This is a genomic window from Tardiphaga sp. 215_C5_N2_1 (assembly GCF_052076055.1).
In the GTDB taxonomy this organism is placed as follows: Bacteria; Pseudomonadota; Alphaproteobacteria; order Rhizobiales; family Xanthobacteraceae; genus Tardiphaga; species Tardiphaga robiniae.
Genome location: NZ_CP197240.1, coordinates 1,619,847 through 1,646,091, shown reverse-complemented (window position 1 = coordinate 1,646,091; position 26,245 = coordinate 1,619,847). Strand labels below are relative to the sequence as shown.

Sequence of the window (26,245 nt, the reverse complement as noted above, 5' to 3'; positions counted from 1 at the left end):
TCGCATACATCGCGACGGAAAACGGATATTTCACGGCACAAAGGACCGATACTAGTAAGTGCCGCCGGTTCCGCTCGCAGACGTGGTATTGCCAATTGTTCGCAAGCCAAGCTGGAACATGAATGTATGGCTCAGAACGGGCGGCGTGCTCAGGTTACTCACGTAGTTGTAGGACGTGACATAGTTGACGCCGAGCACGAAACAATCGTCAACATAGCCGGCACCGACCGTGTACTGGTTGATCTTGTTGGCCTCGAGATCCCAGCGCGCACCACCGGTGACCACCCAGTTCGATGCCAGTTTGATCGAACCGGTACCGAGAAGGCCTTCGCGGCGAGTGAGGTAACCGAGATCAACCTGCGGCGCATAGTTGCCGTAGAGCATGCTGATCGACCAGCGGTCGAAGCTGGCGCGACCCTCCGCCTCAAAGCGCGAGATGTTGCCGGTTGCCTCGTCGATGCGAGCGCGGGTGCTGAAGGTGTAGGTGCGGTTCGGTGAATAGGCGACGCTGGCGACATAGTCGGACCGTGCCTTGGCCAGTCCCGAGTCAACGCCGGTATTGATGACGTCGGCCACGGCGAACGAGTTCAGACCGAACAGCTGATACGACTGCCCGAACAGGACTTTGACGGAGCCGCCGCGGTCGAACTGTGTGGTAGCCTGCACGCCCACATTGGCGCGGCCACCGCCTTCGACCCGGTCGTAGCCGGAGAACTTGTTGACGCTGAACAGGTTGCTGGCGTCGAAATTCAAGCTCTGCGCGTCTTCATTCGGCAACTTACCGGCATAGGTTTCGTTCGGACGAATGATAACCTGCGCGATCGGCTCGAGGGTGGTTGTACCCCATGGCTGAACGTTGATGAACGGATAGCGATATTCGAGTCCGACGGTGGGCATTACCCGCAACGCGGTCGTGTCGCCGGTCGGCAGGAAGTTGGACACGCCGGGCTGGTTCGAGATCGACGCGTCGATCGCATCGACGCGCAGGATCGCGAACGGAGTGAAGATCTGGCCGAACGAGTCCGTGTAGGACCGACGCCACTGTGCTTCACCGGTCACACGGGTATAAGTGCCAGGAACGCCGTTCATCAGGCAATTGGTTGGCGTCCGTGAGGCCGTATCCGCTGAGAGAATATTGCAAGGGCTCAAGCCGGTCAGTGGATCAATCTTACTGTTGATTGCAGTGAACGAAGCCTGATCACGGCTCAGGCTGGTCATGTTGAACTTGTAACTGAACTCGCCGCCCAGAATGTTCTGGTTGAGCACATTGTTGTAATCGATCACCGGGTGAATGACCGGGACCTGGCTCTGGCTGCCGGAGAAGCTCAGGTAGTAGATCGTGCGAGCATCGAAGAAACTGCGCTTGCCAACGCCTGTCAGATAGAGTTGCGAAACGGCTTCCGTCTGCAGATTCAAAAACGAGGCATAGGGATCCCGGTACATCGACAGCCGGTAGTCCTGCAGGAAGTTGTAATCGCTGAGTGCGACCGCGTCCCAGCCCCAGACCCATTTGTCGTTCAGCGCGAACTGGCCTTTGGACTCGACTCCGCCGCGCCAGTCTTTGTCGCCGACCGTGTTGGCGAAGGCGCTGCGATCCTGCTGATTGATGCCATAGGCACGGATCTGGTAGGCGCCATCCATCAGGCGCTGCCGGAACTCTCCTTGCATCAACAGGCCCTGCTTGCTGGTGTAGCGTGGCGAGATGGTTGCATCGTAATCAGGCGCGATTGCCCAATAGAACGGGGTTTCAACGCCGAAGCCTGTATTGGTGTTCTGCGTGAAGCCCGGCATCAGGAAGCCGGTCTTGCGCTTCACCGTCGGATCGGGCGTCGAAAAATACGGGATATAGGCGAGGGGCACGCCGAAGAACTCGATCCGGGCGTCCTCGAAATACATCATCTTTTCGGTCTGGTCGTGGATGACACGGGCACCCTTGACCTGCCACAGCGGCGGCTTCTTCGGATCTTCCTTACAGGCGGCGCAGGCCGTGTAGACACCGTTCTGGAACACGGTGTAGTTGCCGGCGGTGCGCTCGGCGCGTGTCGCGGCCATGCGCGTCGCATCGGCGGTATCGACGCGCAGCGAATCCACGAAACCGTCGCGGTAGTCGTCGCTGAGATCGAGCAGGTTGGCATAGGTGATCTTGCCGTCGGCGTCCGTCATGCGGACATTGCCTTCGGCGTGCAGGCGCTTGGTCTTCTGGTCGTAGATGACCTTGTCGGCTTCGACGGACGTACCGTTGTAATACATCTGCACGCTGCCGACTGCGGCGACGCGCGAGTTGTTATAGTCGTAATTGACCTCGGTGGCCTGCACCAGCATCTGCCCGGTCTGGGCGGCAGGCGGCGGCTTAGGCCGGGTGGCGGGGCGATTGTAGGTGAAACTCTGGGCAGCCGCCGGCGTTGTCGTCGCGACGCCAAAGCCAGTCGAGAGACCCAAAACGGTTGCGAGCACCGGGGCCAGTACGCCAGACGTGCAAAACCGGTCACCGCGCGTGGTCATGCGCAGCTTCCAATCAAATGCCTGCTCACGGAGGGCGGCAAACACAGCCACTATCCGTCCTCCTGGTACAACAAGGCCAAAAAGCCGGTGAGGCCGCCCACACACACAGGCAGCCACGCCGCAGCAATCGGATGCATCAACTCAGCCTTGCTCAAATCTTCCGTAACTTTCGACAGGACGTAGAGCAGAAAGCCTGCGCCCACGCCACTCAAAACCATCTTCTGGACACCGCCCATCCGAAAGAACCTCAGGCTCACGGAAGCAGCCAGCATCACCATCGCAACCAGCAAAAACGGCTGTGCGATAAGCTTATGATACTGCAAGCGATACCCCGCCGTCGCGAAACCCGAACTCTCTGAGGATTTGATATACGAAGGAAGTTGCCAAAATGACACTGTTTCGGGGGTCGAAAAACTGTTTCTGACCTGCAGCGGGGTCAGGGTCGTGGCCAGGTACATGCTGTCCTGCTCGACCACGGGCGAATCGAGGGTGTAGCGTCGCACCCCTTTGAACAACCAGCGGCCGGGCTCCAGCGATGCCTCGCGAGCTTCGATCCGTTCCTTGAATTGGGATTCGGTGTCGAACCGGAACACGGTCAGGCCGGTCAGGCGGACGCCTTGCTGCTCGCTGCGGGCGGCATTGATGATGGATTGGCCCTCGCGGTTGACCTGGTTGATCCAGAAGCCGGAGGCGTCCTGGACGCCGCCGCCCGGCGCATCGCCGAACATCTGGGCCTCCATCCGCTTCGATTCCTCGCGCAGGTTGGCCGACAGGGGATTGTAGCCCACAGTCGCCAGCACGCCCAGGACGAGGGCGCTGGCCAGTGCAGGGGAAATAAACTGCCAGGCCGAAACGCCGGCGGCGCGGGCGACCACCAGTTCGAGCCGCCGCGATAGCGCGAGATAACAAGTCATGGCGCCGATCAGGATGCAAAACGGCATCATCTTCTCGAGCAACTGGGGTACCCGGTACAGCGATGTCTGCGCCACCATCAGAGCGGAGGCCGAGGCCAACCCGGAGGTGCGCCTGACCATCTCGATGTAGTCGACCAGCACCAACAGCATGAAGATACTGGTGAACACGCCCAAGGCCGCCACCAGGAAGCGACCGGCGAAATACCTGCCAATGGTGTTGGTGATCATGCTCATGCGGCGGCCGGCCGTCGGAAGAGGCGCAACAACCGCTCGTTGGATCTGTTGATTGCTTCCACCAGCTTCGCCGGCGGCTCCACGACAATCCCGGCTGAGATGATCCAGAAGCTGACGCCGATCGCTGTCGCCAGCAGGGCATATTGAAGCGGTGCGGCGAAGTCCGATTTCGCTGCCACGACGGAACAGGCAAAGCCCGCCATGCGCAGGCCGAACACCGCGGCAATTGCGCTGCCCATCGAGAAGTTGCGGCTCTGCCGCGTCGTCCGTGGTGAGCCCAGGAATGCAAAGGTCAAGGCGGCAAAGGCAAGCGGATAGATCGGCGCCATCAGGCGGTCGTGCATCTCGGCGCTGAACTGCCGCGGCACCTGCTTGTAAAGCGGGTCATCCACGGGCGGCACCATCAATTCCCAGAGATATCGTTCACGAATTCCGTAGGTGACGTCCTGGCTGCGATTGGAGAACTTCGACATATCGAAAGCGTAGCGGCCGAACGCTACCATGGCGGGGTCGGTCTTGCCTGTCTCGAAACGCTGCAGATTGCCGTCTTCCAGGATCAGGAACGAGCCATCCTTGTTCTTCAGCACCGTGCCATGGTCCGCGATAATGGTGACGCGCTCCTTCGGGTCGCGGCGATCATCCACGAAGATGCCAACCAGTAATCCGCCGGGCTGACGCTCCCGGACGCGGATAGTCAGGTTCTGGTCGAGCTGTGCGAAGCGGCCTGGCTGCAGGATATTCGCCAGAACATCGGCCGTGATCTCGGCGTCCCAGCGCTTCAGCCGGCGCATACCATCCGGTGCCAGATATGAGCCAATGAAAGCCACGAGCAACGATACGACCATTGTCGCGAACAGGAAGGGACGAAACAGCCGTCGCGGCGACAGGCCGGCGGCATTCATCACGATGATTTCGGAGTCGGTCGCGAGCTTGGTCAGGGTGTGGGACACCGCGATCATCAGGGCGATTGGAGCAATGATCAGAACGAGAACGGGAATCGCCAGGCTGGTGACGCCGAGGAAGGTCAGAATGGTCTGACCCTGGCTCGTCATCAGGTCGATTCCGCGCAACGCTTGCGTGATCCAGATCACACCCGTCAGGCTGACCAGAACCACCGCAAACGACGCCAGCGTCGTGCGGAAAATATACCTGTCGATAGACCCCATCGGTCCGATCAATCCCCATTCCGGCCATTAAAGCCGCCCGCATGCCCAATCCCGCAAGGGGACCCCCAAAAGGACATGCCGCGATCCTCACAAGCCCATCATCTCACTTAGCATCCCTTTGATTGGTCAACAAAATGGCCGGGGGATGGCTCGCTCAAGATATGGTTAATTATGTGCCTGATGTGTCCCTTGGGCCACTGAAATGCTTCGCAACCCGCGTGGCGACGAGGAGGCGTATCCGTCGGTGGGGCCTATTCGTTGGCAAGACCGTCGCCTAAGGCCAGAGTCGACACATTCGGACACAGGCAATGCCCGAATCGTGGGTTACGGGCGGTTTGGTTTCCCTCGGGGGAAACACAAGAAACTATCGATCCTTGGCGGTTTCGGTCAGAACCTGTCTTGACGGTTCACGCCGCGACGACAACAAAACACTTGAACCCCGCCGCACTGACCGGATTCCGCGCCGACCCCTGCGACAGCCCTGATCTTCTGGAGGAATTTGCCATGTCCGACGCCGTCAAGGTCGGCTTCGTCCCGTTTGCCACTGCTGCGCGCGGTGCTCTTGTGGTGTTCTGCGACGAAGCGCTGAAATTCGGTCCTGCTGCGACCAAGGCTCTCGGGGACGCCGCAGCAACTGTGAAGCGCGCGGCTACAACCAGCAAGTTCAAGGGCAAGAGCGCGTCGACGCTCGACATCCTGGCCCCAGACGGCATCAAGGCGTCCCGTCTCATCGTGATCGGCACCGGCAAGCCGGCCGATCTGAAGGAGACCGATCTGCTGAAATTTGGCGGCGTGCTCGCCGGCAAGGTCGGCGGCAACAATGAGGCGGTGACCGTCATCGCGGAGCTGGCTTCGGGTGCAATGACGCCGGAGCAGGCGGCATCGGTCGCCTCCGGCGTATTGCTGCGCGCCTACAAATTCGATCGTTACAAAACCAAGAAGAAGGATGCCGACGAGACGCCCGGCAGCGTCGCGGTTTCGTTGTCCGTCGGTGACGTCGCTGCAGCCAAGAGGGCCTTTGTGCCGGGCAATCATATCGTCAACGGCGTCGTGCTGGCCCGCGAACTCGTGAATGAGCCGCCGAATGTGCTGTTTCCCGCCGAATTCGCGCGCCGCGCAGGTGAGTTAAAGAAGCTCGGCGTCACGGTCGAAGTGCTCGACGTCAAGGCGATGACCAAGCTTGGCATGGGCGCGCTGCTCGGTGTGTCCCAGGGATCTGTGCGTCCCGGCCGCATGGTGGTGATGCGCTGGAACGGTGGCAAGAAGGGCGAGCAGCCCGTCGCCTTCGTCGGCAAGGGCGTCACCTTTGATACCGGTGGCATCTCCATCAAGCCGGCCGGCAGCATGGAAGACATGAAGGGCGATATGGGCGGCGCAGCCTGCGTCGTTGGCCTGATGCATGCACTCGCGGGCCGCAAGGCCAAGGTCAATGTGGTCGGCGCCATCGGCATCGTCGAAAACATGCCGGATGGCAACGCGCAGCGTCCGGGCGACATCGTGACGTCGATGTCCGGTCAGACCATCGAAATCATCAACACCGACGCTGAAGGTCGCCTCGTACTGGCCGATGTGCTCTGGTATGTGGCGAAGAAGTTCAAGCCAAAATTCATGGTCGATCTGGCGACGCTTACCGGTGCGATCATGGTCGCGCTCGGTACCGAATATGCTGGCATGTTCTCCAACAATGATGAACTCGCAGAGCGTCTGTCCACCGTGGGACAGACCACCGGCGAACGTGTCTGGCGGATGCCGCTCGGTCCGGAATACGACAAGCAGATCGACTCGCAATTCGCCGACATGAAGAACACCGGCACGCGCAATGGCGGCTCGATCACTGCGGCGCAGTTCCTGCAGCGTTTCGTCGACGATACGCCGTGGGCGCATCTCGATATCGCCGGCACCGCCATGGGCGCGCCGAAGACAGAGATCAATCAGAGCTGGGGCTCGGGTTACGGCGTGCGGCTGCTGGATCGGCTTGTGGCCGACTATTACGAGGCGAAGAAGTAGTCCGACACGATGACCGAGGTCCTGTTCTATCACCTGCAGAACATGACGCTGGAGAGCGTGCTGCCGCCGCTGCTCGAGAAGTCACTCGAGCGCGGCTGGCGTGTCGTCGTGCAATCCACGTCAGAAGAACGCGCCGATGCGCTCGATGCGCATTTGTGGACCTATCGTGATGATTCATTTCTGCCGCACGCCACCTGGCGTGTGGCGGACGCTGCGGATCAGCCGATCATTCTCGCGATCGAAGAGGGGAATCCCAATCGTGCCCAGGTCCGGTTCCTTGTGGACAGCGCAGCAGTGCCGGCGGATGCCGACGGCTATGAGCGCATGGTGCTGGTATTTAACGGTGACGATTCCGATGCGCTCGCTGCAGCGCGAGCAGCCTGGACTGATTGTAAGGCGAGGGGCTTTACGGCCACTTACTGGCAGACCGATGAACGTGGCCGGTGGCAGCGCAAGAATTAGCTGCCGATTGGCGATCTGCTGCAATTAATGATAATTGTAGATTTCCTCACCGGTATCTGCCGCTGTGTCATGGTGGTGCCGCAAATGAATGATGTTACAGGCGCTTATCGCCTGTCTTGGGGTTGCGTAATCGTGCGACAAGAAAAGCTTCATCGAAACGGTCTGCTCGTGCTGCTGCTTGCTGCGCCATTGCTTGCTGGCTGCGCCGGCGTGGGCGGTGACGCATTCTCCACGGACCTGCTGTCCAAGGATGCCGACTGGTTCTCCAAGCCAGGTCGCGTGTTCATCAAGAATGTTTCGATTGAGACGCCGCCGCTGTCGCCTGAGCAGGCCGTCAGTCCGCAGGATCTCATCAGCGCTGACGGTGCGTGCCCGGGCATGGCGCCGCGTGATGCCAACGCGCTTGCCGATGGTACCGCAGGTGCGCCGGTTCAAACTGGCGTCGTGGCGCTCGGCCATACCGAATGCGACGTGGCGCGTGGTGCAGGCGCACCCGACAATGTCAGTCTCTCGACCAGCCCGCGCGGCGATCGCGTTGCCGTGCTGACCTATCTGCGCGGTCCGCGCGCTGGCATCTATACGTTTACCGCCGGTCGTCTGACCGTGGTCGAACGCGGTCCGGAAGTTGAGCAGCCGAAGACCGCGCGTCCGAAGGCGAAGAAGCGCGCCGCGACCTGATCTTTTCGTGATGATGTCGAAGTAAGCGACGGCTGCGTTTTCAGCCGTTCGCTTCTTCATGCAGAGAACTCGCGCTCAGCCATTGCTCTTCGGCGCGTTGCAATGCGTCCGCCGCAGCGGCGCGCGCTTTGGTGAGTTGCGTGGCCTGCTTCGGATCTTTCTTGAACAGGTCAGGCAATGCGAGCGCAGTATCGATCTTGGCGATGATGGCGGTGATCCGCTCCATCTCGGATTCTGCTTCGGCGACCTGCTGCTTGAGCGGGACCTTCTTTTCTTTAGGCTTCGCCAGCTTTTCGCGGTCCGTGTTTGCGCGGTCGCGTGTCGGCGCGCGCATGCCGCGGGCTTGCATGACGACTTTGCGATAGTCGTCGAGATCGCCGTCGAAATTGGTGACGGTGCGGTCGGCCACGACCCAGAGCTGGTCTGCGCAGGCCTCGATCAGATAGCGATCATGCGAGACCATGATCACCGCGCCAGGGAATTCGTTGATCGCTTCGGCAAGTGCCGCACGGCTGTCGATATCGAGATGGTTGGTCGGTTCGTCCAGGATGATCATGTTCGGACCGTAGAAAGTCGCGAGCCCCAGCAGTAACCGCGCTTTTTCGCCGCCGGACAGGCTTTTTACGATCGTATCTGCGGCTTTGCCGGAAAAGCCGATATTGCCGGCACGCGCGCGGATTTTCGATTCCGGCATGTCGGGCATCAGCTTGCGCACGTGATCATAGACGGAGTTGTCCATCACCAGCTCGTCGAGCTGATGCTGGGCGAAGTAAGCAATCGACAGTTTGTCGGCGCGCGTAATCGATCCCGAAAATGGCTTCAGCTTGTTTGCCAGCAGCTTGACCAGCGTCGACTTACCGTTGCCGTTGGAGCCGAGCAGGGCAATGCGATCCTCGGTATCGATGCGAAGTGTCACCTGATTGAGCACCGGCTTGCCGGGCTCATAGCCGACCGACACATTGTCCACCGCGAGAATCGGCGGCGACAGGATCTTCTCGGGCGCAGGGAAGACGATCTCGCGCACGTCTTGCGTTACTAGCGCCGAGATTGGCTTCATGCGCTCAAGCATCTTGACGCGCGATTGTGCCTGACGTGCCTTGGAGGCCTTGGCCTTGAAGCGATCGACGAAGTCCTGCAGCCGCTTGCGCTCGGCTTCCTGACGCTTGACGTTCTTGGCGTCGAGCGCCTCTTTGTTGGCGCGGAACTCTTCGTAATTTGAGTAAGTCCCGCGATAATGCACGAGCTTGCCACGGTCGAGATGCAGGATCTCGTTCACCGACGTATCGAGCAGGTCGCGGTCATGGCTGATGACGATGACCGTGCGCGGATAATTAGCGAGATGGTCCTCGAGCCACAGCGTGCCTTCGAGATCGAGATAGTTGGTCGGTTCGTCCAGCAACAACAGATCCGGCGCCGAGAACAGCGTCGCTGCAAGTGCCACGCGCATGCGCCAGCCACCGGAGAATTCAGAACAGGAGCGCAACTGGGCTTCCGCCGAAAAGCCAAGGCCGCTCAGGATCGCTGCGGCGCGAGCGGGCGCGGAATGCGCATCGATATCCACAAGGCGGGTCTGGATGTCGGAAATGCGCTCCGGATCGGAGGCGGTCTCGGCTTCCTTCAGCAGTGCGTCGCGCTCGATATCGGCTTTCAAGACGACGGAGATCAGGCTTTCGGGGCCGTCCGGCGCCTCCTGGGCGAGGCTGCCAATACGCCAGCGGGGCGGAATCGAGATACTTCCGGTTTCGGTGGCCAGATCGCCGCGAATGGCGTGAAAAAGCGTCGATTTACCGACGCCGTTGCGGCCGACGAAACCCACGCGGGCTCCCGGCGCAATCTGTACCGTGCTCTCGTCAATGAGCAGGCGTCCGGCAATCCGGATCGAAATGTCTGTGATGGAAAGCATGCGGGGTTGTCACCGCTGCGACGCACAAAGGCAACCCCGATTTGCTCGCTGCTGGTGCGAGGAAGGTCAATTATGCCGTCAGCGGCTACCGCTTTTCGTCCTGCTGCCGCATCCGGTCGATCAACGTCTGGAGATGGGAGGGCAGGGTGTCATCATCCGACCCGATATCACGGCGCAACCGCTCGCCGATGGCATTGCAGATCGCCACGCTGGTGGTGCGGTCGATGTGTTCTTCGCCATCATTGATGAACTGGTTCTGCATTGTCTTCCCGGCGCTCGTGGCAGTTGAATGACACTAAGGCAAGTCGTCCGGGCCGAAATTGTTTCAAGATTTATGGATTTGAGGCTGTTTGAGTCAAAATTCGATGAATCGTTGATGGATCTGCCAAGAAAAAGCCCGGCCGAGGGAACGGCCGGGCGGTATTTCTCTGCTCGTGGAGCGTCAGTAGCAGCGATTGACCAGTCGCCAACGCGGTCCCCACGGGGTCGGAACGACCCGGCGGACGAGACATCCGCCGCCGCCATAGCCGTAAACCGGCCCGCCGACGAAGCGTGGTCCGCCCCAGCCGCGATGCCAGCCGCCGCCATGCCAGCCACCGCCGTGCCATCCGCCGTGGCCGCCCCAGGCAGAAGCCGAGGTCGGAGCCAGCGCCGCGGCGCCCAATGAGGCCGCTGCAACCAAAGTCAGTGCGATCTTGCGGAACATTCTCATCTCCTCTGGTACGGCGCGTGTTGCGCCTGCCGTGAACATGGCACCGGGGGCAAATGCCGTTGGCCGGGGTCATTGCAGGCAGTCTAGGAGGAGGAAGCTGAACCGGATCGCGCCAATCCTGTCAGGAATGGTTCATGTGGATGACATCTAGGTAATTTCGAGCGCCGGATCTGCCAAAATAGGGCCTGCGACATTTGGACGGATCGCTTGCCGTTCCCGGATAGCGTCGATATAAGCCGCCATCTTCCAGCGACTGTTATTCAAGGATAAATCATGGCTATCGAGCGTACCTTTTCGATTCTGAAGCCCGACGCGACCGAGCGCAATCTGACCGGTGCGATCAACGCGCTGATCGAAAAGGCCGGCCTGCGGATCGTCGCGCAGAAGCGCATCCGCATGACCCGCGAACAGGCCGGCACTTTCTACGCCGTTCACAAGGAACGCCCCTTCTTCGGCGAACTGGTGGACTTCATGACCTCGGGTCCGGTTGTCGTGCAGGTGCTGGAAGGCGAGAACGCCGTCCTCAAGCATCGCGATGTGATGGGCGCAACCGATCCGTCCAAGGCTGCTGATGGCACCATCCGCAAGCTTCACGCCAAGTCGATCGGCGAGAACTCGGTGCACGGTTCGGACGCTCCGGAAACTGCAGCGATCGAGATCGCACAGTTCTTCTCGGGCAACGAGATCGTCGGCTAAACTTCCAGCCGAATTGACGACCGGTCGGCGCGCGGGGGCGCGCCGGCCTTTCCAATCAAAACGAACAAACAAAGGGGCGCGCTGTGGACTGGTTGCTGCATATTCTCGATCCGGCGACGATCAAGTCGGTTTTCGTTCAGTTTCAGGTCGAAATGCAGCAGCCCGCATTTTGGGTAGCCGTCGGCAAGATCATCTGGATTAACGTTCTGCTGTCTGGCGACAACGCCCTCGTGATCGCACTGGCCTGCCGTGGTCTGGAACCGAAGCAGCGCATGTGGGGCATGATCCTCGGCGCCGCTGCCGCCGTGATCCTCCGTATCATCTTCACCGGCATCGTCGCCTCGCTGATGGCGCTGCCCTATCTCAAGCTGGTGGGCGGCCTCGCACTGATCGTCATCGCAGCCAAACTGCTGGTACCCGAACCGGAAGAAGAGGACGGCGTGAAGGCCGCCTCGCATCTGTGGGCCGCTGTGCAGATCGTGGTCGTAGCCGACATTGTCATGAGCCTCGACAACGTCATTGCAGTTGCTGCCGCAGCCAATGGCAGCGTGCCGCTGCTGATCCTCGGCCTTGCCATCAGCGTCCCGCTGATCGTCGCCGGCGCGGCGCTGATCATGGCGCTGCTGACCCGTCTGCCCGTTCTGGTCTGGCTCGGTGCGGCCCTGCTGGGCTGGGTCGCCGGCGAAGTGATCGCGACGGATCCTGCGGTTCTGCCGCTGATGCACAGCTTCTTCAGCGGTTCGGTCGGCACTGGCCTCGACAGCCTGATGTCATCGCTGGGCCTTGGCGTTCGTTTCACCAATGGGGGACATGGTGGCGAGATCGTCTGCGGTCTGATTGGTGTCGCTGTGGTGCTCGCTGTCGGAACGTTGTGGCGTCGTCGCAGCATGGCAGGGCACGCCGAGCAGGCGGCCTAACTCAATAAAAACGCAAAGCGGGCGAGGGGCATTTGCCTTTCGCCCGCTTTTTTTGTTTCTGGAATCTGACGGTTTCTAGAACTTGAATTCGACGCCCAGCGTTCCTTGGTGGGACTGCGAATAGGCGCGGAACTTGCCGTCATAATTGAGATAGAGACGCGCGGTGTTGCTGAGGCTCAGCGACGCCGATGCGCCGGCGTCTGCGCCGTACTGGCTTTCGCCGATCCCCTGAACGGTGATGCTCTCGGAACCCAGGCTAACCGTGACGTTGCTAAAGCGCTGATGCACGTTGTCGACGAATTTGGCATAGCCCGACAGATCCAGAATCTTCTGATCAAATATCCAGTAACGGCCGACTTCTGCGCCAATCAGGATACGCGCACGCTCGGCTGAGGCGCCGCTCGCGTTGACAGGATTGAGGCCGCCAAGCTCCTGCATCGCGCCGGTTGTCGCGCGGGTGTATTCGAAGGCAGCCTTGGGCACGATCCGTGCCTGTTCGTAACTCCAGTAATAGCTCAGCTCAGTGAGCGCGCCGTCGATCCGCGCATTGTAGCCGGCGCTCGCGAGCCCCAGGCCCGTGTCGCGGCGCGAGGTGATGTCGCCGAAGCCGTGCACCAATGCGATTGCCCAGGTCCATGCACCTTGGTCAACCGACGCATTGAGGCCGATTTGCGTGAGGTCGAGCGTCGCTGATTGCAGCGCCAGCGGAACGTCGATCGTGGTGTGGCTCTGGTCCACCGACAGCCCGACATTGACACCCGGCATCAGCCGCGCGCCGATCCCGGCGACGCCGCCGATGGTCCGGCGCTTGTCGCCGACGAAATCCCCGATCGTGCCGGTATGGGCGCCGACACCATAGAACTCGGCCCAGCTTCGGAAGCGCGGCGTCTCGGTGGTCTCCGACGCACCGCCGCCGCCGGGATTGGCGCGCGACGCGCGGTTGAAGCCGTAGCTCGCCTGATCGCCGAGGCGCCGCAGGAACTGGCTACCGAGATCGCCAATGGCAATACCTGCGGATTGCCCGGCATTGAAGTCGGTCGATGATGGCAGCGGTGCGGCTGCTGGCGGTGGCGTCGTCGGTGGCGGCGTGGTTGGGGGCGGCGCGACCTGGGCGGATGCAAGCGAAGGCGCAACGACAAGGGCGACGGCAAGGCCGAGTACAATGGTCCGGCGTTGCCGACTGGCAGCCGGGCGCCTGTCCGTTTGGGCGTATCGCGATGGATCGCGCATTGTTACTCGTTTCGAAATTGTCGCTGCAGTGCCGTTCGACTGCGGCAGAGCATACGCGATCCAATGAGCATTGCCGCTGCGCATTGAGCGCCTCCGGTGGCGATTGACGCGTATTGTTGTGCGATTGCCACAGCGGATTCGTGTCGCTTTTCATCACGTTATGGCCATTCACGCAGAGCGGGCCGACGATGTTTCAATCCGGTGCGTCTGCTCATGGGTCCGGTCAGCGGCTTTCGATAGGTACGCTTGAACGCGGCCGGTGATATCAAAACCTCTGCCGTAAAAAGCCAAAGACTTGCGTAGCCAAAATTTTCATGTTGGAATTCTTGCGCAATCGGATTGAGGCCGTTCGACTGTGCGTTTTGCGAGCAGGACATTCAGCAGACACCGGGAAGCCCGCATGTGGCGTGGTACGCATGATGCGTGGCCGCGTCTTTTTTGTATCTAGATCGGGAGACAGACGATGCAGAAGGGCACCGTCAAATGGTTCAACCCCGCCAAGGGTTATGGCTTCATCAAGCCGACTGTCGGCGACAAGGATGTCTTCGTGCACATCTCCGCCGTCGAGCGCGCGGGCCTCACCCTTAATGAAAATCAGACCATCGAATACGACTTGGTGGAAAATCGCGGCAAGGCGTCTGCCGAGAACCTCAAGGTCTCATAACCGAGTTTTGCTGTGCCGGCCCTGACATATGGGCCGGCCGACTGATGTAACTCCGGCGCAAGCCGGGCCTTTTGTAGCTCCGGTGCGGATCGCGCCGAGCGGGCGAGGTTATGCCCGCACTATCGCTTCTTTGGCTTCTTCGCCTTTTTGGCCGTTTTCTTGGCGGGTACAGCCTTCTTGGCGGCCTTGTCCTTTTCGGCGTTCTGAGCCTTCATCGCTTGCGCTGCTTCTGCGATCTGAAGTGCTTCAACGGCCTTACGCATCGATCGTGCATAGCTATCGGCGGCATTATCGGCGGACATCTGAAGGCGCTTGGCGGCGGCCATGCCTTGCTCGGTCGCGTCCTTCGCCAGTTGCTTGAAACGGTCCTTGGCGGTCTTGTCCTTGGCCTTGGCGGCCAGGCCCGCATAGCGATCGCGTTGTGCCTTGACAGCTGCCATCAGTGTCTTGTTTTGCTGCTTAGCAGTCTGCCGGATGATCACACCCAGATCGGCGCCCGTCATTCTTCATTTCCTTAAGTGACAGCCAGAATAGTCAATTGTTTCAATTATGCAGTTGCCATTGAGGCATTGCAATCGTCGCAGTTCGTGGCGCTGGCCAGCGTGCTGGGCGAGGTGAGTTCATTGTCCGATGTCGTAAGCACAGATCGGGTTTCTTTACCGTAAAGATACTCGGCAATTGCGCTTGCGTGACGGAATCATGATACCGCGAGACTTCCCGTCCGGCGCAGCCAGGTCTGGCCTGTCGATATGCGGTGCCAGATTGGCTGGCGTGTGGAGCATCCTGCGATGACGGTGCCGGCGAGATCGCGTTTTCGGATTGGCTTCAGGACATCGATCATTGCGCTGTTCGTCGGCGTCGTCCTTACCGTCGGCCTGGCGCTGGTTTATCTCAGCTTCAGCAGGGTCAACACGATCATCCGGACGGCGGCTTCGTCGTATCTCAGCGTGGTCGCGCAGGCTGCAACCGATCGCATCGATGCGCAGCTCAAGAGCGTCCATGACAATCTGGATATCCTGCGTGGCATCACATCGGTCCAGTCCGCGGAGCTCAAGAATAACCCGCGGCTGAACATCCTGCTGGCGTCGATGCTGCGCAACAACAAGCAGCTCTTCAGCCTGTACATGGGATATGAGGACGGCTCGTTCCTGGAAATGGACCTGATCGACCGAACGGGAGCTGGGGTGAAAGCGCGCTTCGGGGCGCCGGACGGGGCCAGATTTCGCCTGTTCACGATCGTGAAAGCAGGCGATTTTGGACCGCTTCAGACCACGACCTCCTATCTCGACGATGCGCTGCAGCCTTTGGCAAGTTTGCCCGGACCGGTCGATTTCGATCCTCGCATTCGGCCGTGGTATCGTGGCGCCTTCGAGCCCAATGCCAGTCTGCTGACCGAGCCCTATATTTTCTATCAGACCGGTGACATCGGCTACACGCTGCGAATGCCCATCGTGGAGGGGCAGCGGGGTGTTGTGGCCGGCGATATCCTGCTCAGTGAAGCCGAGGCCATGCTGCGCAAGCAGCAGCTCGGGCATTCGGGCGTGGCCTACCTGTTTGATGATGCCGACCGGGTGCTGGCGCATCCCGAGATGTCCCGCTGGCTTGAAGCCACGAGCGTGCCGAACAAACTGTCGGAGCTGCCGCGACTGAGCGATGTCGATACGATCGGCGCTACTGCGGCCATCAAGGCGTGGCGCCAGACCGGCGTTGAGCAACAGTTCTTCGATGACGGAACCGGGCGTGCCTATGCGGCGGCATTCAGGCCCGTAGAGATGGCTGGATCGGCCAATCTTCGCGTTGGCTTCTTCGCGCCGCTCGATGAATTCTATGCCGAGATAGAGCAGGAGAAACGCACGCTCTTCATTCTCGCATTTTGTTTTGTGCTCGCGGCCGTACCGATTGCGTTCTGGATCGGCAACAAGCTGTCGCTCTCCCTGCGAATTTTGGCGCGCGAGGTCGATCGCATCCAGAACTTCCGGTTTTCGTCGATGCCGCAACTGCGTTCGCCGATCCGCGAAATCGACGATCTCGGCCGATCGGTCTTCACCATGCGCACACTGGTGCAGACATTCTCGAATTTCGTTCCCAAGCGTCTGGTTCAGCAACTGGTCGAAACCGGCACGGCCATGCAATTGGGCGGAGAGCGCCGCGAAGCGACCATCCTGTTCACAGATGTCGAGAATTTCACGGGAATGACGGAGAACGAAGATCCGACCCGGGTGATGCTCTACACATCGCGCTATTTCGCTGCGATTTCGGACGTCATTGCGACGCATCAGGGCACGGTCGATAAATATATCGGCGATGCCGTGATGGGGCTGTGGAACGCACCCGTCGAGCACGCCAACCATGTCGCGCAGGCTTGCGCCGCTGTGCTCGATTGCGTCGAAGCCAATCGGAAGCTCAATGAGGAATTCGAGCGTGAGGGCTGGCCCGTCTACAAGACCCGGTTTGGCCTGCATGTGGGCGATGTCATGATCGGCAATATCGGGTCGCCCGACCGCATGAACTACACGGCGCTCGGCGCGACCGTAAATCTCGCGTCACGGCTCGAGACGCTGAACAAGGACTACGGAACCAGCGTCCTGGTCAGCGAAGCCGTCAAGGAGCGGGTGGACTCGCTGTTTCTTTTCCGCAGCGTCGCCCGGATCAAGCCGAAAGGCTTTGCCGCCGAAGTGCAGATCTATGAGTTGCTCGGCGCGCGAGACCAACATTCCGTCGCCGCGTCTGATCGCCACGCCAATTTCCCTGTTTGATCGATGGGGGCCGCGCTATAGTGAACGCATGGCAGCCGACAGAGAAATATTGCGACGATGACCGAGGTGACCCCGGTGCGGCGAGGTCGTCCTCGATCGGTCGAGACCGAGGATGCGATTCTGGACAGCGCCTATCGCATGATGGCAGCCCAGGGGCTCGCTGCGACGACCATCGATGCGATTGCGCGGGATTCCGGCGTCTCCAAGATGACGATCTATAAATGGTGGCCGTCGCGCGAAGCGGTGCTGATCGATGCATTCCTGCGGCAGGCGTCGACCATGCTGCCGCTTTCCGAGAGCGGCGATCCGTTCACGCGCATCACGAAACATGCCGCCGCCTATGCCGTGGCGCTGAACAGCGATTTTGGCAAGGTACAGCTCGCTGTCATTGCCGAATGCATCTCGCGGACGGGTTCAGCGAAAATCTTCTCCGAACGCTATCTCGGTATCCGCCGGGACATATCGCTGGCGATTATCAAGGACGGCCAGAAGGACGGCAGCATCGTTGCTTCGGAGCCAGCCGGCGATCTCTATGACCGGATCTATGGCACGCTGTTTTATGAGTATGTCTTTGGATTTCGGCCGCTGACGGCCGACTATGCGCGCAAGCTCGTCAGATCCGTATTTTCGGCGCAATAGTCAGATGCCGCCTTGCCGCGCGCGGCGAAACCAGCGCCAGGTTTCGCGCGTGACGGCCCGGTAACCCTGACCGCGATGCGCGATGCGCTCGTCGATGATGGCATTGAGCTTGGGCAATGCGTGGAAGGGGACGGACGGGTAGGCGTGATGCTCGACATGGAATGGCATATTCCAGGTGAACCATTTCGTCAGCGCGTCGGTGTAGGTCGTGCGGGTGTTCTCATAGGCGCTGCGGGTACGCTCGCAGCCGGTGTGTTCGGCATAGAGATAGGGCCGCAGGAAGAGCTGGCCGACATAGAGCGGGACGAGCCAGCACCACAGCAGCATCGTGCTGCAGAGCGCGATAGAAGCGATCAGCAGCGCCAGATAGACGAGGGCATAGATGCGGGCTTCGCGCACCACCATGCCTTGCTTGGATTCCGGGATCCACGGCGCCACGGCTTGTCCGGTCAGAGCACGGCGGACCAGCAGACGGATCCGATTGGTCAGTTGCACGATGCCGGTATAGGCGATCGCGAGTCTGGTGTCGGACGAGGGGATGGTCGCGGTGACGAGCTCCGGGTCGCGGTCGGGATCCTGTGTGAAGCGGTGATGATCCCAGTGAAACAGCGCATAGTGCTCATAGGGCAGAACGATCATCAGCGATGAGACATGGCCGAGGATCTCGTTGAGCCGCCGGCTGGTGAACACAGTCTTGTGCGCAGCCTCGTGCACCGCCATGAACAGGAAGGCGATGAGATAACCCTGGATGATGATCAGCGGAATCGCCCACATCGCGCCGTAGCGGGTGGCGACCTGCCAGATCAGTGTTCCAACCAAAGCGATCAAGGCATAATGGCTGATCGAGCGAATGAGCCCCGGAAGATTGGCCCGAACCGACAGGTCCTTCAACTGTGCAGGCGTTAGGGCGCGGGTTTCGATCTTGCCATGGCCAACTGCATCCATCGTCATCGGTTCGTTCCGTTCTCGGTTCAGGCGTCGGCGGCGAGCAGCGCGGAGACTTTCGTGTTGATGAAGGCTGCGTCGGTTGGAATCTTGACGGGATTGCCGGCGCGGTGTCCGTGCAGCGAGGGGATCGGACACAGTTCGGCTGCGCGCGCGTTGATCAGCAACGGGAGTTCGTCTTCGTTGTCGCCGACCTGAAAATAATTGTCCGTCTGCCCGGGCATCAGCAGAACGCGCGCGGTGATCGCAGCCATGGCCTTGCGGAAGTCGCCGCCGAAGGCGTCGCAGCGGCTGATATCGCCATTTTGCCAGGTCCAGAGTTGAGCGAGCAGATTGTTGGCGTCACGATGCGCGAAAGCGACGTCCCATGATCGCACCAGATAGTCTTCCAGCGAGGTGAAGCCGGCTTCGCGCCAGATTTCGTCGCGGTAGAAGCCATGCGACATTGCCCAGCCGGCATAAACCCGCCCCATGGCGCGAAGTCCGGCAGATGGTTTCGAAACGAAGCGGCCATCGACAAAGGCAGGATCGGTGGTCAAAGCGGCCCGCACACTTTCGAGGAATACGGCGTTGAACGGCGAACAACGGGCGCTGCCGCAGACCACTGCCGCGCGTGCCACCATGTCCGAATAGCGGGCGGCCCAGTGATAGGCCTGCATGCCGCCCATCGACCAGCCATAGACCAGTGCCAGACGGGTGATGCCGAATTGCTCGGTCAGCAGGCGGTGCTGGATCGAAATAGCGTCGTGATAGCTGATGTTCGGATAGGAGCCGCCGTCCAGAGATTCCAGCGAATTCGATGGCGATGACGACAGCCCGTTTCCGAACAGATTGGGAATGACGATAAAATAGCGCTCGGGATCGAGGGCTGCTCCGGGCGTGATCAGCCACTCCGTGTCGTAGTGTTGTGCGCCGAACGAGGTTGGATAGAGGATGACGTTGTCCTTGGCTGCATTCAACTGGCCATAGGTCTTGTAGGCAAGTTGCACGTGAGGATGCCGGTGGCCGGATTGCAGCAGGACATCGCGGGCCTCGAAGATCTGGTAGTCGCTCGACGTATTCATGCTGGGTCTCCGGAAGATCATTCGACACCGGCCGATCGTACGACAAACGACCCGCTCGACAAATTTAATAACTGTACTAATGGTACATTAAATTAGGTGCGGCGCAATGCCAAAACTTCGGCATAGCCGCCCGAATAACGTGCGGTCGCCCGTCACTCATCTGTGGTGGAGCGACATCACCGTTTTGTATTCGAAACGTACAAGAGAACTGCGTCACGTTAGTCTATGCATCGGCCAGTCATCGGCGCGGCGGCGGATAGGCGGATCGGTTATCCGCACTTCCCCGCAGTGCATTCGACTTCATTTGCCCGCAACCCACTCAAAGGAGTCTGGATCATGGGAACCATCACCACCAAAGACGGCACCGAAATTTTCTACAAGGATTGGGGCACCGGGCAGCCGATCGTGTTTCATCACGGCTGGCCGCTGAGTGCGGACGACTGGGACAACCAGATGATGTTCTTCCTCAATCAGGGCTATCGCGTCATCGCGCATGACCGCCGTGGCCACGGTCGCTCCAGCCAGACCGCGACCGGCAACGAGATGGACACCTATGCCGCTGATGTTGCCGAACTCACCGATGCACTCGATCTCAAGGACGCCGTGCATATCGGCCACTCCACCGGCGGTGGTGAAGTCGCGCGTTACGTCGCGCGTGCCAAGAAGGGGCGTGTCGCCAAGGCGGTGCTGGTCAGCGCGGTGCCCCCGATCATGCTCAAAACTGAGAAAAATCCGGGTGGTCTGCCGATCGAAGTATTCGACGGCTTCCGTGCAGCGCTTGTTGCCAACCGCGCGCAGTTCTACGTCGATGTCCCGGCCGGGCCATTCTACGGCTTCAACCGGCCGGGCGCGAAAGTCTATCAGGGCGTGATCGACAACTGGTGGCGGCAGGGCATGATGGGCGGCGCCAAGGCGCACTATGATTGCATCAAGGCATTTTCGGAAACCGACTTCACCGAAGACCTGAAGGCGATCGATGTGCCGGTGCTCGTTTTGCACGGCGATGATGACCAGATCGTGCCTTATGCCGATGCGGGTGTGCTCTCTGCCAAGCTGGTGAAGAACGGCACGCTGAAGCTGTATCCAGGCTTCCCGCACGGGATGTTGACCACCCATGCGGATGTGATCAACCCGGATCTGCTCGCCTTCATCAAGAGCTGATCGACTGCGTCATGGCGGGCGAGGTGCAGGCTTCGTCCGCCATGCTCCGTTGGTGGCTAGATCACCGATGGCGCAATGAGATTGTCGTCGCTGCAGACACCGGGACTGCTCCGGGTGGCTTCACCGACGATCTGAACGCCGCCATTCGCCAACAATCGCAGCGCCTGTGGATAGATCTTGTGCTCGATGCCAAGTACGCGGGCGGCCAGTGTGTCGGCCGTATCGTCATCCGCGACGGGCACGGCTCCCTGCATCACGATCGGGCCGGCATCGGTCTCCGGAATGACGAAATGCACCGTGGCGCCGGAAATCTTGACGCCGGCGCGCAACGCTTGGCCGTGCGGATCGAGGCCAGGGAAGGACGGCAGCAGCGACGGGTGGATGTTCAGCATCCGGCCGTACCAGTGTCGCACGAATTCCGCCGTGAACAGGCGCATGAAGCCGCCGAGGCAGATCAGCTCGATCTTGTGCTCGTCGAGGGCGGCCTGCAGCAGCTTCTCGAAGCCGGCGCGATCCTTGCCGAGTGGCTTGCTCTCGATCACCAGCGTCTTGACGCCATTGGCCTGCGCAGTGGCGAGGCCGGGAGCGTCGGCCTTGTTCGAAATCACCAGCGCAATCTCGGCCGGGAAGCCATCTGCGGCTGCGGCCTCGATCAGCGCCGTCATGTTCGATCCGCGGCCGGAAATCAGGATGGCGACGCGACGCATCACGGCCTCACAGTTTGAGTTCGAGATGTCCGTCATAAACGACGCGCTCGTCGCCTGTGGCCTCGATGACGTCGCCGAGCAGCGACACGGTCTCGCCGCCCTCGCGCAGGATGTCCATCACCTGCTGCACAGCTTCGCGCTTGACGATGGCGATCATGCCGACGCCGCAATTGAAGGTGCGCAGCAGCTCAAGTTCGGCGATATCGCCTTCCTTTGCCAGCCACTTGAACACCGGCAGGACGGTGAGGGAGGGCAGGTCGATGCGAACGCCGAGGTTCTTTGGCAGCACGCGCGGGATGTTGTCGGTGAAGCCGCCGCCAGTGATATGCGCGAGGCCCTTCACGGCGCCGGTCTCGCGGATCGCGCGCAAGCAGGATTTCACATAGAGCCGGGTCGGGGTCAGCAGCGCACCGCCAAGCGTCATCACCGGCGAGAACGGCGCCTTGTCGGCGTAAGAGAGGCCCGTGCGCTCGACAATCTTGCGGACCAGCGAGAAGCCGTTGGAATGGACGCCAGACGAGGCCATGCCAATGACGGCATCGCCCACGCCGATATCCTTGGTCGGCAGCAGCGTGCCGCGCTCCGCAGCACCCACCGAGAATCCGGCGAGGTCGTAGTCGCCGTCCTTGTAGAGGCCGGGCATTTCGGCGGTTTCGCCGCCGATCAGCGCGCAGCCGGACTCGCGGCAGCCCTCTGCGATGCCAGCAACAATTGAGGCGGTGGCTTCTGGGTCGAGCTTGCCGCATGCGAAGTAGTCGAGAAAGAACAGGGGCTCGGCGCCCTGGACCACGAGGTCGTTGACCGACATCGCGACGAGATCGATGCCTATGCCGTTATGGATGCCGGCCTCGATGGCGATCTTGACCTTGGTGCCAACGCCGTCGGTGGCGGCGACGAGAACCGGATCCTTGAAGCCGGCGGCCTTGAGGTCGAACAGTCCGCCGAAGCCGCCGATCTCGGCGTCAGCGCCGGCACGGGCGGTTGCGCGAACCATTGGCTTGATGAGGTCCACCAGACGGTTGCCGGCATCGATATCGACGCCCGCGTCCGCGTAAGTGAGGCCTTTTTTCTGGTCGGTCATGCCGGGTATCCTGCCGGAGCTGCGAAACTGTGTATTTTCGGCTGGTTACGTCGGAATCCCCGCCTGCGCAATGGCTCGTAAACGCTATCCCGATTACTATGTAGGCGGTAAGCCGGTCGGAGCCCCCAAGCTCGGATTGCGAAACAGGCCGGAGCCGGGAAGCGCCGCGTGAGTATCCCCAATTTAATCACCCTCGGGCGTATCCTGCTGGTGCCCGTGATCGTCTGGGCGATTGCCTCGAACCAGATGGAAATCGCCTTTGCAATCTTCGTGATTGCGGGGGTCAGCGATGCCGTGGACGGCTTTCTCGCCAAGCGTTTCAACATGGCCAGCGAACTCGGTGCGCTGCTCGACCCCTTGGCCGATAAGGCGCTGCTGGTCTCGATCTATGTCTCCCTGGGGATATGGGGGGCAGTTCCGCGTTGGATCGTGATTCTCGTGGTGTCGCGGGATATCATGATCGTGGGCGCCGTGATTGTGTCATGGTTGTTCGGCAAGCCGATCCCGATGAAGCCGCTGATGGTGTCAAAGCTCAATACGGTGGCGCAGGTGGCGTTCGCAGCCTTGGTCCTTGCTGCTCTCGGATTTGGTTTCAAATCCTCGCCTTACGATTTGATTTTAATGGGCTTTGTGACCGTCTTGACGCTGCTCTCTGTGTCCTTCTATCTCGTCGAGTGGATGCGACACATGAGCACCATCGAACCCGGTCAAGAGCCCCGGTAAACCGGTATTCGTGACGTTCGCCGGCCGAGCCGGCAGGAGTATTTGCGTGGTCGCCCGCGTCCAACCCCGTCAATTGGCGTTCGCGCTGCCCCATGCGGAGAGTCTGTCCCGCGACAACTTCCTTGAGGGCCCGGCCAATGCCGAGGCGCTGGGACTGATCGACTGCTGGCCGGACTGGCCGAACCGGGTAATGCTCCTTGTCGGCCCGGAAGGGTCCGGCAAGAGCCATCTGGCGGCGATCTGGGCCGAGGAGGCCGGCGCGCGCTCCACCATGGCGCACAGCCTGACGGCTGCGACGGTTCCGGCTGAGTTGGTGACCAACGCACTGGTGGTGGAGGATCTCAATGCCGGTGCCTTCGACGAGCGGGCGCTGTTCCACCTTCTTAATCTGGCACGTCAGGACAACGCCTATGTGCTGATTACGGCGCGGGTCGCCCCGGCCGCCATGGAGGTCGAGTTGCGCGATCTGCGGTCGCGGCTCCGTGCGATCCCGGTAGTCAATCTGCTGCCACCGGATGACGGGTTGTTTCGGGCGCTGATCGTGAAGTTTTGCGCCGACCGCCAGCTCAGCATCGACGAGAGCGTGGTCAGCTATGTGGCCAGCCGCATCGAGCGGTCATTCGCCGCCGCCCGCCATACGGTGGAATTGCTGGATAGCGAGGCGCTCCGGCTTGGGCGGCCGGTGACCCGTGCATTGGCTGCGGAACTGCTGCGCGACGCCTGACTTAGCCTTGGACGTCAAACGCGGCGCGTCGAACGGTGCCTTGACGGCGCGGCAGGCAGGTTCCTCAATGTCATCGAAGCGTCATGCAACTGACGCAATGTCCGCTGTGATTTGCCGGCACTATAGCGCTGCTTGAACTGGATGGATTGCTGTCTCATGGACTCCGCAGAAGAGATTGTTATTGAAGAGAAAAAGGGCGAAGCGAAGCCGGCAGAGGTGGTCGCGTCGGGTCCCGAGCGCTTCATCAATCGCGAGCTGTCCTGGCTGCATTTCAATCGCCGCGTCCTTGAGGAGTCCGTCAATCCGGGCCATCCGGCGCTGGAGCGCGTCCGCTTCCTGTCGATTTCCGCAAACAACCTTGATGAATTCTTCATGGTCCGCGTCGCTGGCATCAAGGCGCAGGTCCGCGAGGGAATCAGCGAGCGCAGTCCGGACGGCCTGACCCCGGCCGAGCAACTGGTGCTGATCAACAGCGCGGTCTCCAAGCTCGGCAGCGACCAGCAGGCGATCTGGCGCGACCAGCGCGGCATGCTGGCCGATGTCGGAATCGTGCTGCTCGACGGCAAGGAGGTCAGCAAGGCCGACCGGACCTGGATCGAGGACCACTTCCTCCACAACATTTTCCCGCTGCTGACGCCGCTGGCGATCGATCCGGCGCATCCGTTCCCGTTCATTCCGAGTCTGGGCTTCACCATCGCGCTGCATCTGTCGCGGGTGTCCGACGGCAAGACGATGAACGCGCTGATCCGCATGCCCGGCAAGATCGATCGCTTCATCCGCCTGCCGACCCCCGGCAAGGACGGCGCGGTCCGCCTGATCACGCTGGAACAGGCCACTGGCCTGTTCATCGCGCGTCTATTCCCGGGCTACACTGTTCAGGGGCAGGGTGCCTTCCGCATCATCCGCGACAGTGAACTTGAAGTCGAAGAAGAGGCCGAGGATCTGGTCCGGCTGTTCGAGACTGCGCTGAAGCGTCGCCGCAGAGGGTCGGTGATCCGCCTCGAAATCGAAGCCGGCATGCCGGCAGAACTCCGTGCCTTCGTGCAGCGCGCGCTGGCGACCTCGGATGACGAAATCCTGCTGGTCGACGGCATTCTCGCCATGAACGAGGTCTCGCAGCTCACACGGCTCGATCGGCCCGATCTCGAATTCGTGCCCTATGTGCCGCGTCATCCGGAACGTGTCCGCGATCATGGCGGCGACATCTTTGCGGCGATCCGTCAGAAGGACCTGATTGTCCATCATCCCTATGAGTCCTTCGACGTCGTCGTGCAGTTCCTGCAGCAGGCCGCGCGCGATCCGGATGTGGTGGCGATCAAGCAGACTCTGTATCGCACCTCCAACAATTCGCCGATTGTCCGCACGCTGGTGGAGGCCGCTGAGGCCGGTAAGTCGGTAACGGCGCTCGTCGAACTGCGTGCGCGGTTTGATGAAGAGGCCAATATCCGCTGGGCTCGCGATCTCGAACGCGCCGGTGTCCAAGTGGTCTATGGCTTCCTGGAATTGAAGACCCACGCCAAGCTGTCGCTGGTGGTGCGCCGCGAGGGCGGCTCGCTCACGACCTATGTGCACACCGGCACCGGCAACTATCATCCGGTCACAGCGCGCATTTACACCGATCTGTCATATTTCACATCCGACCCGATCATCGGTCGCGATGCCGCACGCGTGTTCAATTATATCACCGGTTATGCCGAGCCGAGCGACATCGAGAAGATGGCTGTATCGCCGCTGACCTTGCGCGGGCGCATGCTCGAACACATCCGCGGCGAAGCGGCATTCGCCCGCAGCGGCAAGCCGGGTGCGATCTGGCTCAAGATGAATTCGCTGGTCGATCCGGAAATCATCGATGCGCTCTATGAGGCGTCGAATGCCGGTGTATCCGTTGAACTGATCGTGCGTGGCATCTGCTGCCTGCGGCCGGGCGTGCCCGGCCTGTCCGAAAACATTCGCGTCAAGTCGATCATCGGCCGCTTCCTTGAACATGGTCGAATCTATTGCTTCGGTATGGGCAATGGCCTGCCGAGCCCGAAGGCGGCGATATACATATCGTCGGCTGACATGATGCCTCGCAATCTGGATCGCCGCGTCGAGGTTCTGTGTCCGCTGCAGAACCCCACCGTGCATACCCAGGTGCTCGAGCAGATCATGGTGGCCAATCTCAAGGATACGGAACAGAGCTGGCAATTGTTGCCGGACGGGTCGTCAACGCGTATGAAGGCAGCGAAGGGCGAGGAACCCTTCAATGTGCACAATTACTTCATGACGAATCCGAGTCTGTCTGGCCGTGGAAAGTCGCTTGAGAAATCATCCCCGCGCCGGCTCACCCGCCGTTCGGAGCGTCACCAATCCTCGTAAGG

At 60.8% G+C, this 26,245-nt stretch carries 24 protein-coding genes; 12 read left to right on the top strand and 12 right to left on the bottom strand.

Translation table 11 applies throughout. From position 1 onward, the window contains the following. Positions 1-51: 51 nt before the first annotated feature. Genes AB7828_RS07745 through lptF form a run of 3 tightly spaced genes read right to left on the bottom strand, consistent with a single transcriptional unit; the run spans position 52 to position 4,816 of the window. Positions 52-2,502, bottom strand: a complete 2,451-nt coding sequence (locus AB7828_RS07745) for an LPS-assembly protein LptD (RefSeq protein ID WP_441229845.1) — start codon at positions 2,500-2,502, stop codon at positions 52-54. A gap of 50 nt (positions 2,503-2,552) precedes the next feature. After that, positions 2,553-3,650: an LPS export ABC transporter permease LptG gene (lptG, locus tag AB7828_RS07740; protein ID WP_231080480.1), complete on the bottom strand. Its 1,098-nt coding sequence runs from the start codon at positions 3,648-3,650 to the stop codon at positions 2,553-2,555. After that, the gene (gene lptF / locus AB7828_RS07735) at positions 3,647-4,816 is read right to left on the bottom strand and encodes an LPS export ABC transporter permease LptF (RefSeq protein WP_068731073.1); all 1,170 of its coding nucleotides are present in this window, start codon (positions 4,814-4,816) and stop codon (positions 3,647-3,649) included. Before lptF ends, lptG begins: the two co-directional genes overlap by 4 nt. A 504-nt stretch (positions 4,817-5,320) precedes the next feature. Between lptF and AB7828_RS07730 the strand changes: the two genes are divergently transcribed. The 3 genes from AB7828_RS07730 (at position 5,321) to AB7828_RS07720 (ending at position 7,963) form a co-directional block, all read left to right on the top strand. Continuing rightward, positions 5,321-6,823: a leucyl aminopeptidase gene (locus tag AB7828_RS07730; RefSeq protein WP_441229844.1), complete on the top strand. Its 1,503-nt coding sequence runs from the start codon at positions 5,321-5,323 to the stop codon at positions 6,821-6,823. 9 nt (positions 6,824-6,832) lie between these two features. Then, positions 6,833-7,285 (top strand): DNA polymerase III subunit chi, encoded by a 453-nt coding sequence (locus tag AB7828_RS07725; RefSeq protein ID WP_175366132.1) that lies wholly within the window; start codon positions 6,833-6,835, stop codon positions 7,283-7,285. A gap of 84 nt (positions 7,286-7,369) precedes the next feature. After that, positions 7,370-7,963 carry a hypothetical protein gene (locus AB7828_RS07720; RefSeq protein WP_246297406.1) on the top strand — a complete coding sequence of 198 codons (594 nt, stop codon included), beginning with the start codon at positions 7,370-7,372 and terminating at the stop codon, positions 7,961-7,963. 40 nt (positions 7,964-8,003) lie between these two features. Here AB7828_RS07720 and AB7828_RS07715 read toward each other — a convergent pair whose 3' ends face one another. The 3 genes from AB7828_RS07715 to AB7828_RS07705 form a co-directional block, all read right to left on the bottom strand. Further along, positions 8,004-9,866 (bottom strand): ABC-F family ATP-binding cassette domain-containing protein, encoded by a 1,863-nt coding sequence (locus tag AB7828_RS07715; protein WP_439077380.1) that lies wholly within the window; start codon positions 9,864-9,866, stop codon positions 8,004-8,006. Positions 9,867-9,951: 85 nt separating this feature from the next. After that, a complete protein-coding gene (locus AB7828_RS07710; protein ID WP_175366131.1) occupies positions 9,952-10,128 on the bottom strand; it encodes a hypothetical protein in 177 nt (58 codons plus the stop codon). Between the two features lie 180 nt (positions 10,129-10,308). Then, positions 10,309-10,572: a sulfur globule protein precursor gene (locus tag AB7828_RS07705; RefSeq protein ID WP_068731077.1), complete on the bottom strand. Its 264-nt coding sequence runs from the start codon at positions 10,570-10,572 to the stop codon at positions 10,309-10,311. Between the two features lie 279 nt (positions 10,573-10,851). On the opposite strand from AB7828_RS07705, the gene ndk reads away from it, so the two are divergent. After that, positions 10,852-11,274 carry a nucleoside-diphosphate kinase gene (gene ndk / locus AB7828_RS07700; RefSeq protein WP_068731078.1) on the top strand — a complete coding sequence of 141 codons (423 nt, stop codon included), beginning with the start codon at positions 10,852-10,854 and terminating at the stop codon, positions 11,272-11,274. 83 nt (positions 11,275-11,357) lie between these two features. Further along, the gene (locus tag AB7828_RS07695) at positions 11,358-12,191 is read left to right on the top strand and encodes a TerC family protein (RefSeq protein ID WP_089263957.1); all 834 of its coding nucleotides are present in this window, start codon (positions 11,358-11,360) and stop codon (positions 12,189-12,191) included. A 75-nt stretch (positions 12,192-12,266) separates the two neighbouring features. On the opposite strand, the gene AB7828_RS07690 is transcribed toward AB7828_RS07695, so the two are convergent. Next, the gene (locus tag AB7828_RS07690) at positions 12,267-13,421 is read right to left on the bottom strand and encodes an autotransporter outer membrane beta-barrel domain-containing protein (RefSeq protein ID WP_441229843.1); all 1,155 of its coding nucleotides are present in this window, start codon (positions 13,419-13,421) and stop codon (positions 12,267-12,269) included. A 463-nt stretch (positions 13,422-13,884) separates the two neighbouring features. Between AB7828_RS07690 and AB7828_RS07685 the strand changes: the two genes are divergently transcribed. After that, positions 13,885-14,085 carry a cold-shock protein gene (locus tag AB7828_RS07685; RefSeq protein ID WP_441229842.1) on the top strand — a complete coding sequence of 67 codons (201 nt, stop codon included), beginning with the start codon at positions 13,885-13,887 and terminating at the stop codon, positions 14,083-14,085. 119 nt (positions 14,086-14,204) lie between these two features. Here the strand turns inward: AB7828_RS07685 and AB7828_RS07680 are convergent, their stop codons facing one another. After that, entirely contained in the window at positions 14,205-14,588 is a 384-nt protein-coding gene (locus AB7828_RS07680; RefSeq protein WP_093758309.1) for a hypothetical protein, read from the bottom strand. 285 nt (positions 14,589-14,873) lie between these two features. On the opposite strand from AB7828_RS07680, the gene AB7828_RS07675 reads away from it, so the two are divergent. Both AB7828_RS07675 and AB7828_RS07670 read left to right on the top strand, forming a co-directional pair. After that, positions 14,874-16,841, top strand: coding sequence for an adenylate/guanylate cyclase domain-containing protein (locus AB7828_RS07675; protein WP_441229841.1), 1,968 nt, complete (start codon positions 14,874-14,876; stop codon positions 16,839-16,841). 57 nt (positions 16,842-16,898) lie between these two features. Continuing rightward, positions 16,899-17,480, top strand: coding sequence for a TetR/AcrR family transcriptional regulator (locus tag AB7828_RS07670; protein ID WP_441229840.1), 582 nt, complete (start codon positions 16,899-16,901; stop codon positions 17,478-17,480). Here AB7828_RS07670 and AB7828_RS07665 read toward each other — a convergent pair whose 3' ends face one another. Both AB7828_RS07665 and AB7828_RS07660 read right to left on the bottom strand, forming a co-directional pair. Next, positions 17,481-18,431, bottom strand: coding sequence for a fatty acid desaturase (locus tag AB7828_RS07665; protein ID WP_441229839.1), 951 nt, complete (start codon positions 18,429-18,431; stop codon positions 17,481-17,483). It lies immediately after the preceding gene. A 20-nt stretch (positions 18,432-18,451) separates the two neighbouring features. Continuing rightward, the gene (locus AB7828_RS07660) at positions 18,452-19,489 is read right to left on the bottom strand and encodes an alpha/beta fold hydrolase (protein ID WP_441229838.1); all 1,038 of its coding nucleotides are present in this window, start codon (positions 19,487-19,489) and stop codon (positions 18,452-18,454) included. A 336-nt stretch (positions 19,490-19,825) separates the two neighbouring features. Here AB7828_RS07660 and AB7828_RS07655 point away from each other — a divergent pair, with 336 nt between their 5' ends. Next, positions 19,826-20,650, top strand: coding sequence for an alpha/beta fold hydrolase (locus AB7828_RS07655; protein WP_441229837.1), 825 nt, complete (start codon positions 19,826-19,828; stop codon positions 20,648-20,650). Positions 20,651-20,706: 56 nt separating this feature from the next. On the opposite strand, the gene purN is transcribed toward AB7828_RS07655, so the two are convergent. Then, a complete protein-coding gene (gene purN / locus AB7828_RS07650; protein WP_441232210.1) occupies positions 20,707-21,360 on the bottom strand; it encodes a phosphoribosylglycinamide formyltransferase in 654 nt (217 codons plus the stop codon). 4 nt (positions 21,361-21,364) lie between these two features. Beyond that, entirely contained in the window at positions 21,365-22,438 is a 1,074-nt protein-coding gene (purM, locus tag AB7828_RS07645; protein WP_441229836.1) for a phosphoribosylformylglycinamidine cyclo-ligase, read from the bottom strand. A 168-nt stretch (positions 22,439-22,606) separates the two neighbouring features. On the opposite strand from purM, the gene AB7828_RS07640 reads away from it, so the two are divergent. The 3 genes from AB7828_RS07640 to AB7828_RS07630 all read left to right on the top strand — a co-directional run bounded on the left by AB7828_RS07640 (position 22,607) and on the right by AB7828_RS07630 (position 26,243). Next, positions 22,607-23,161 carry a CDP-alcohol phosphatidyltransferase family protein gene (locus AB7828_RS07640; protein ID WP_068731090.1) on the top strand — a complete coding sequence of 185 codons (555 nt, stop codon included), beginning with the start codon at positions 22,607-22,609 and terminating at the stop codon, positions 23,159-23,161. A gap of 46 nt (positions 23,162-23,207) precedes the next feature. Beyond that, positions 23,208-23,885: a DnaA ATPase domain-containing protein gene (locus AB7828_RS07635; RefSeq protein WP_089263968.1), complete on the top strand. Its 678-nt coding sequence runs from the start codon at positions 23,208-23,210 to the stop codon at positions 23,883-23,885. A gap of 156 nt (positions 23,886-24,041) precedes the next feature. Then, entirely contained in the window at positions 24,042-26,243 is a 2,202-nt protein-coding gene (locus tag AB7828_RS07630) for an RNA degradosome polyphosphate kinase (protein ID WP_320444374.1), read from the top strand. The last annotated feature ends 2 nt before the right edge of the window (positions 26,244-26,245 follow it).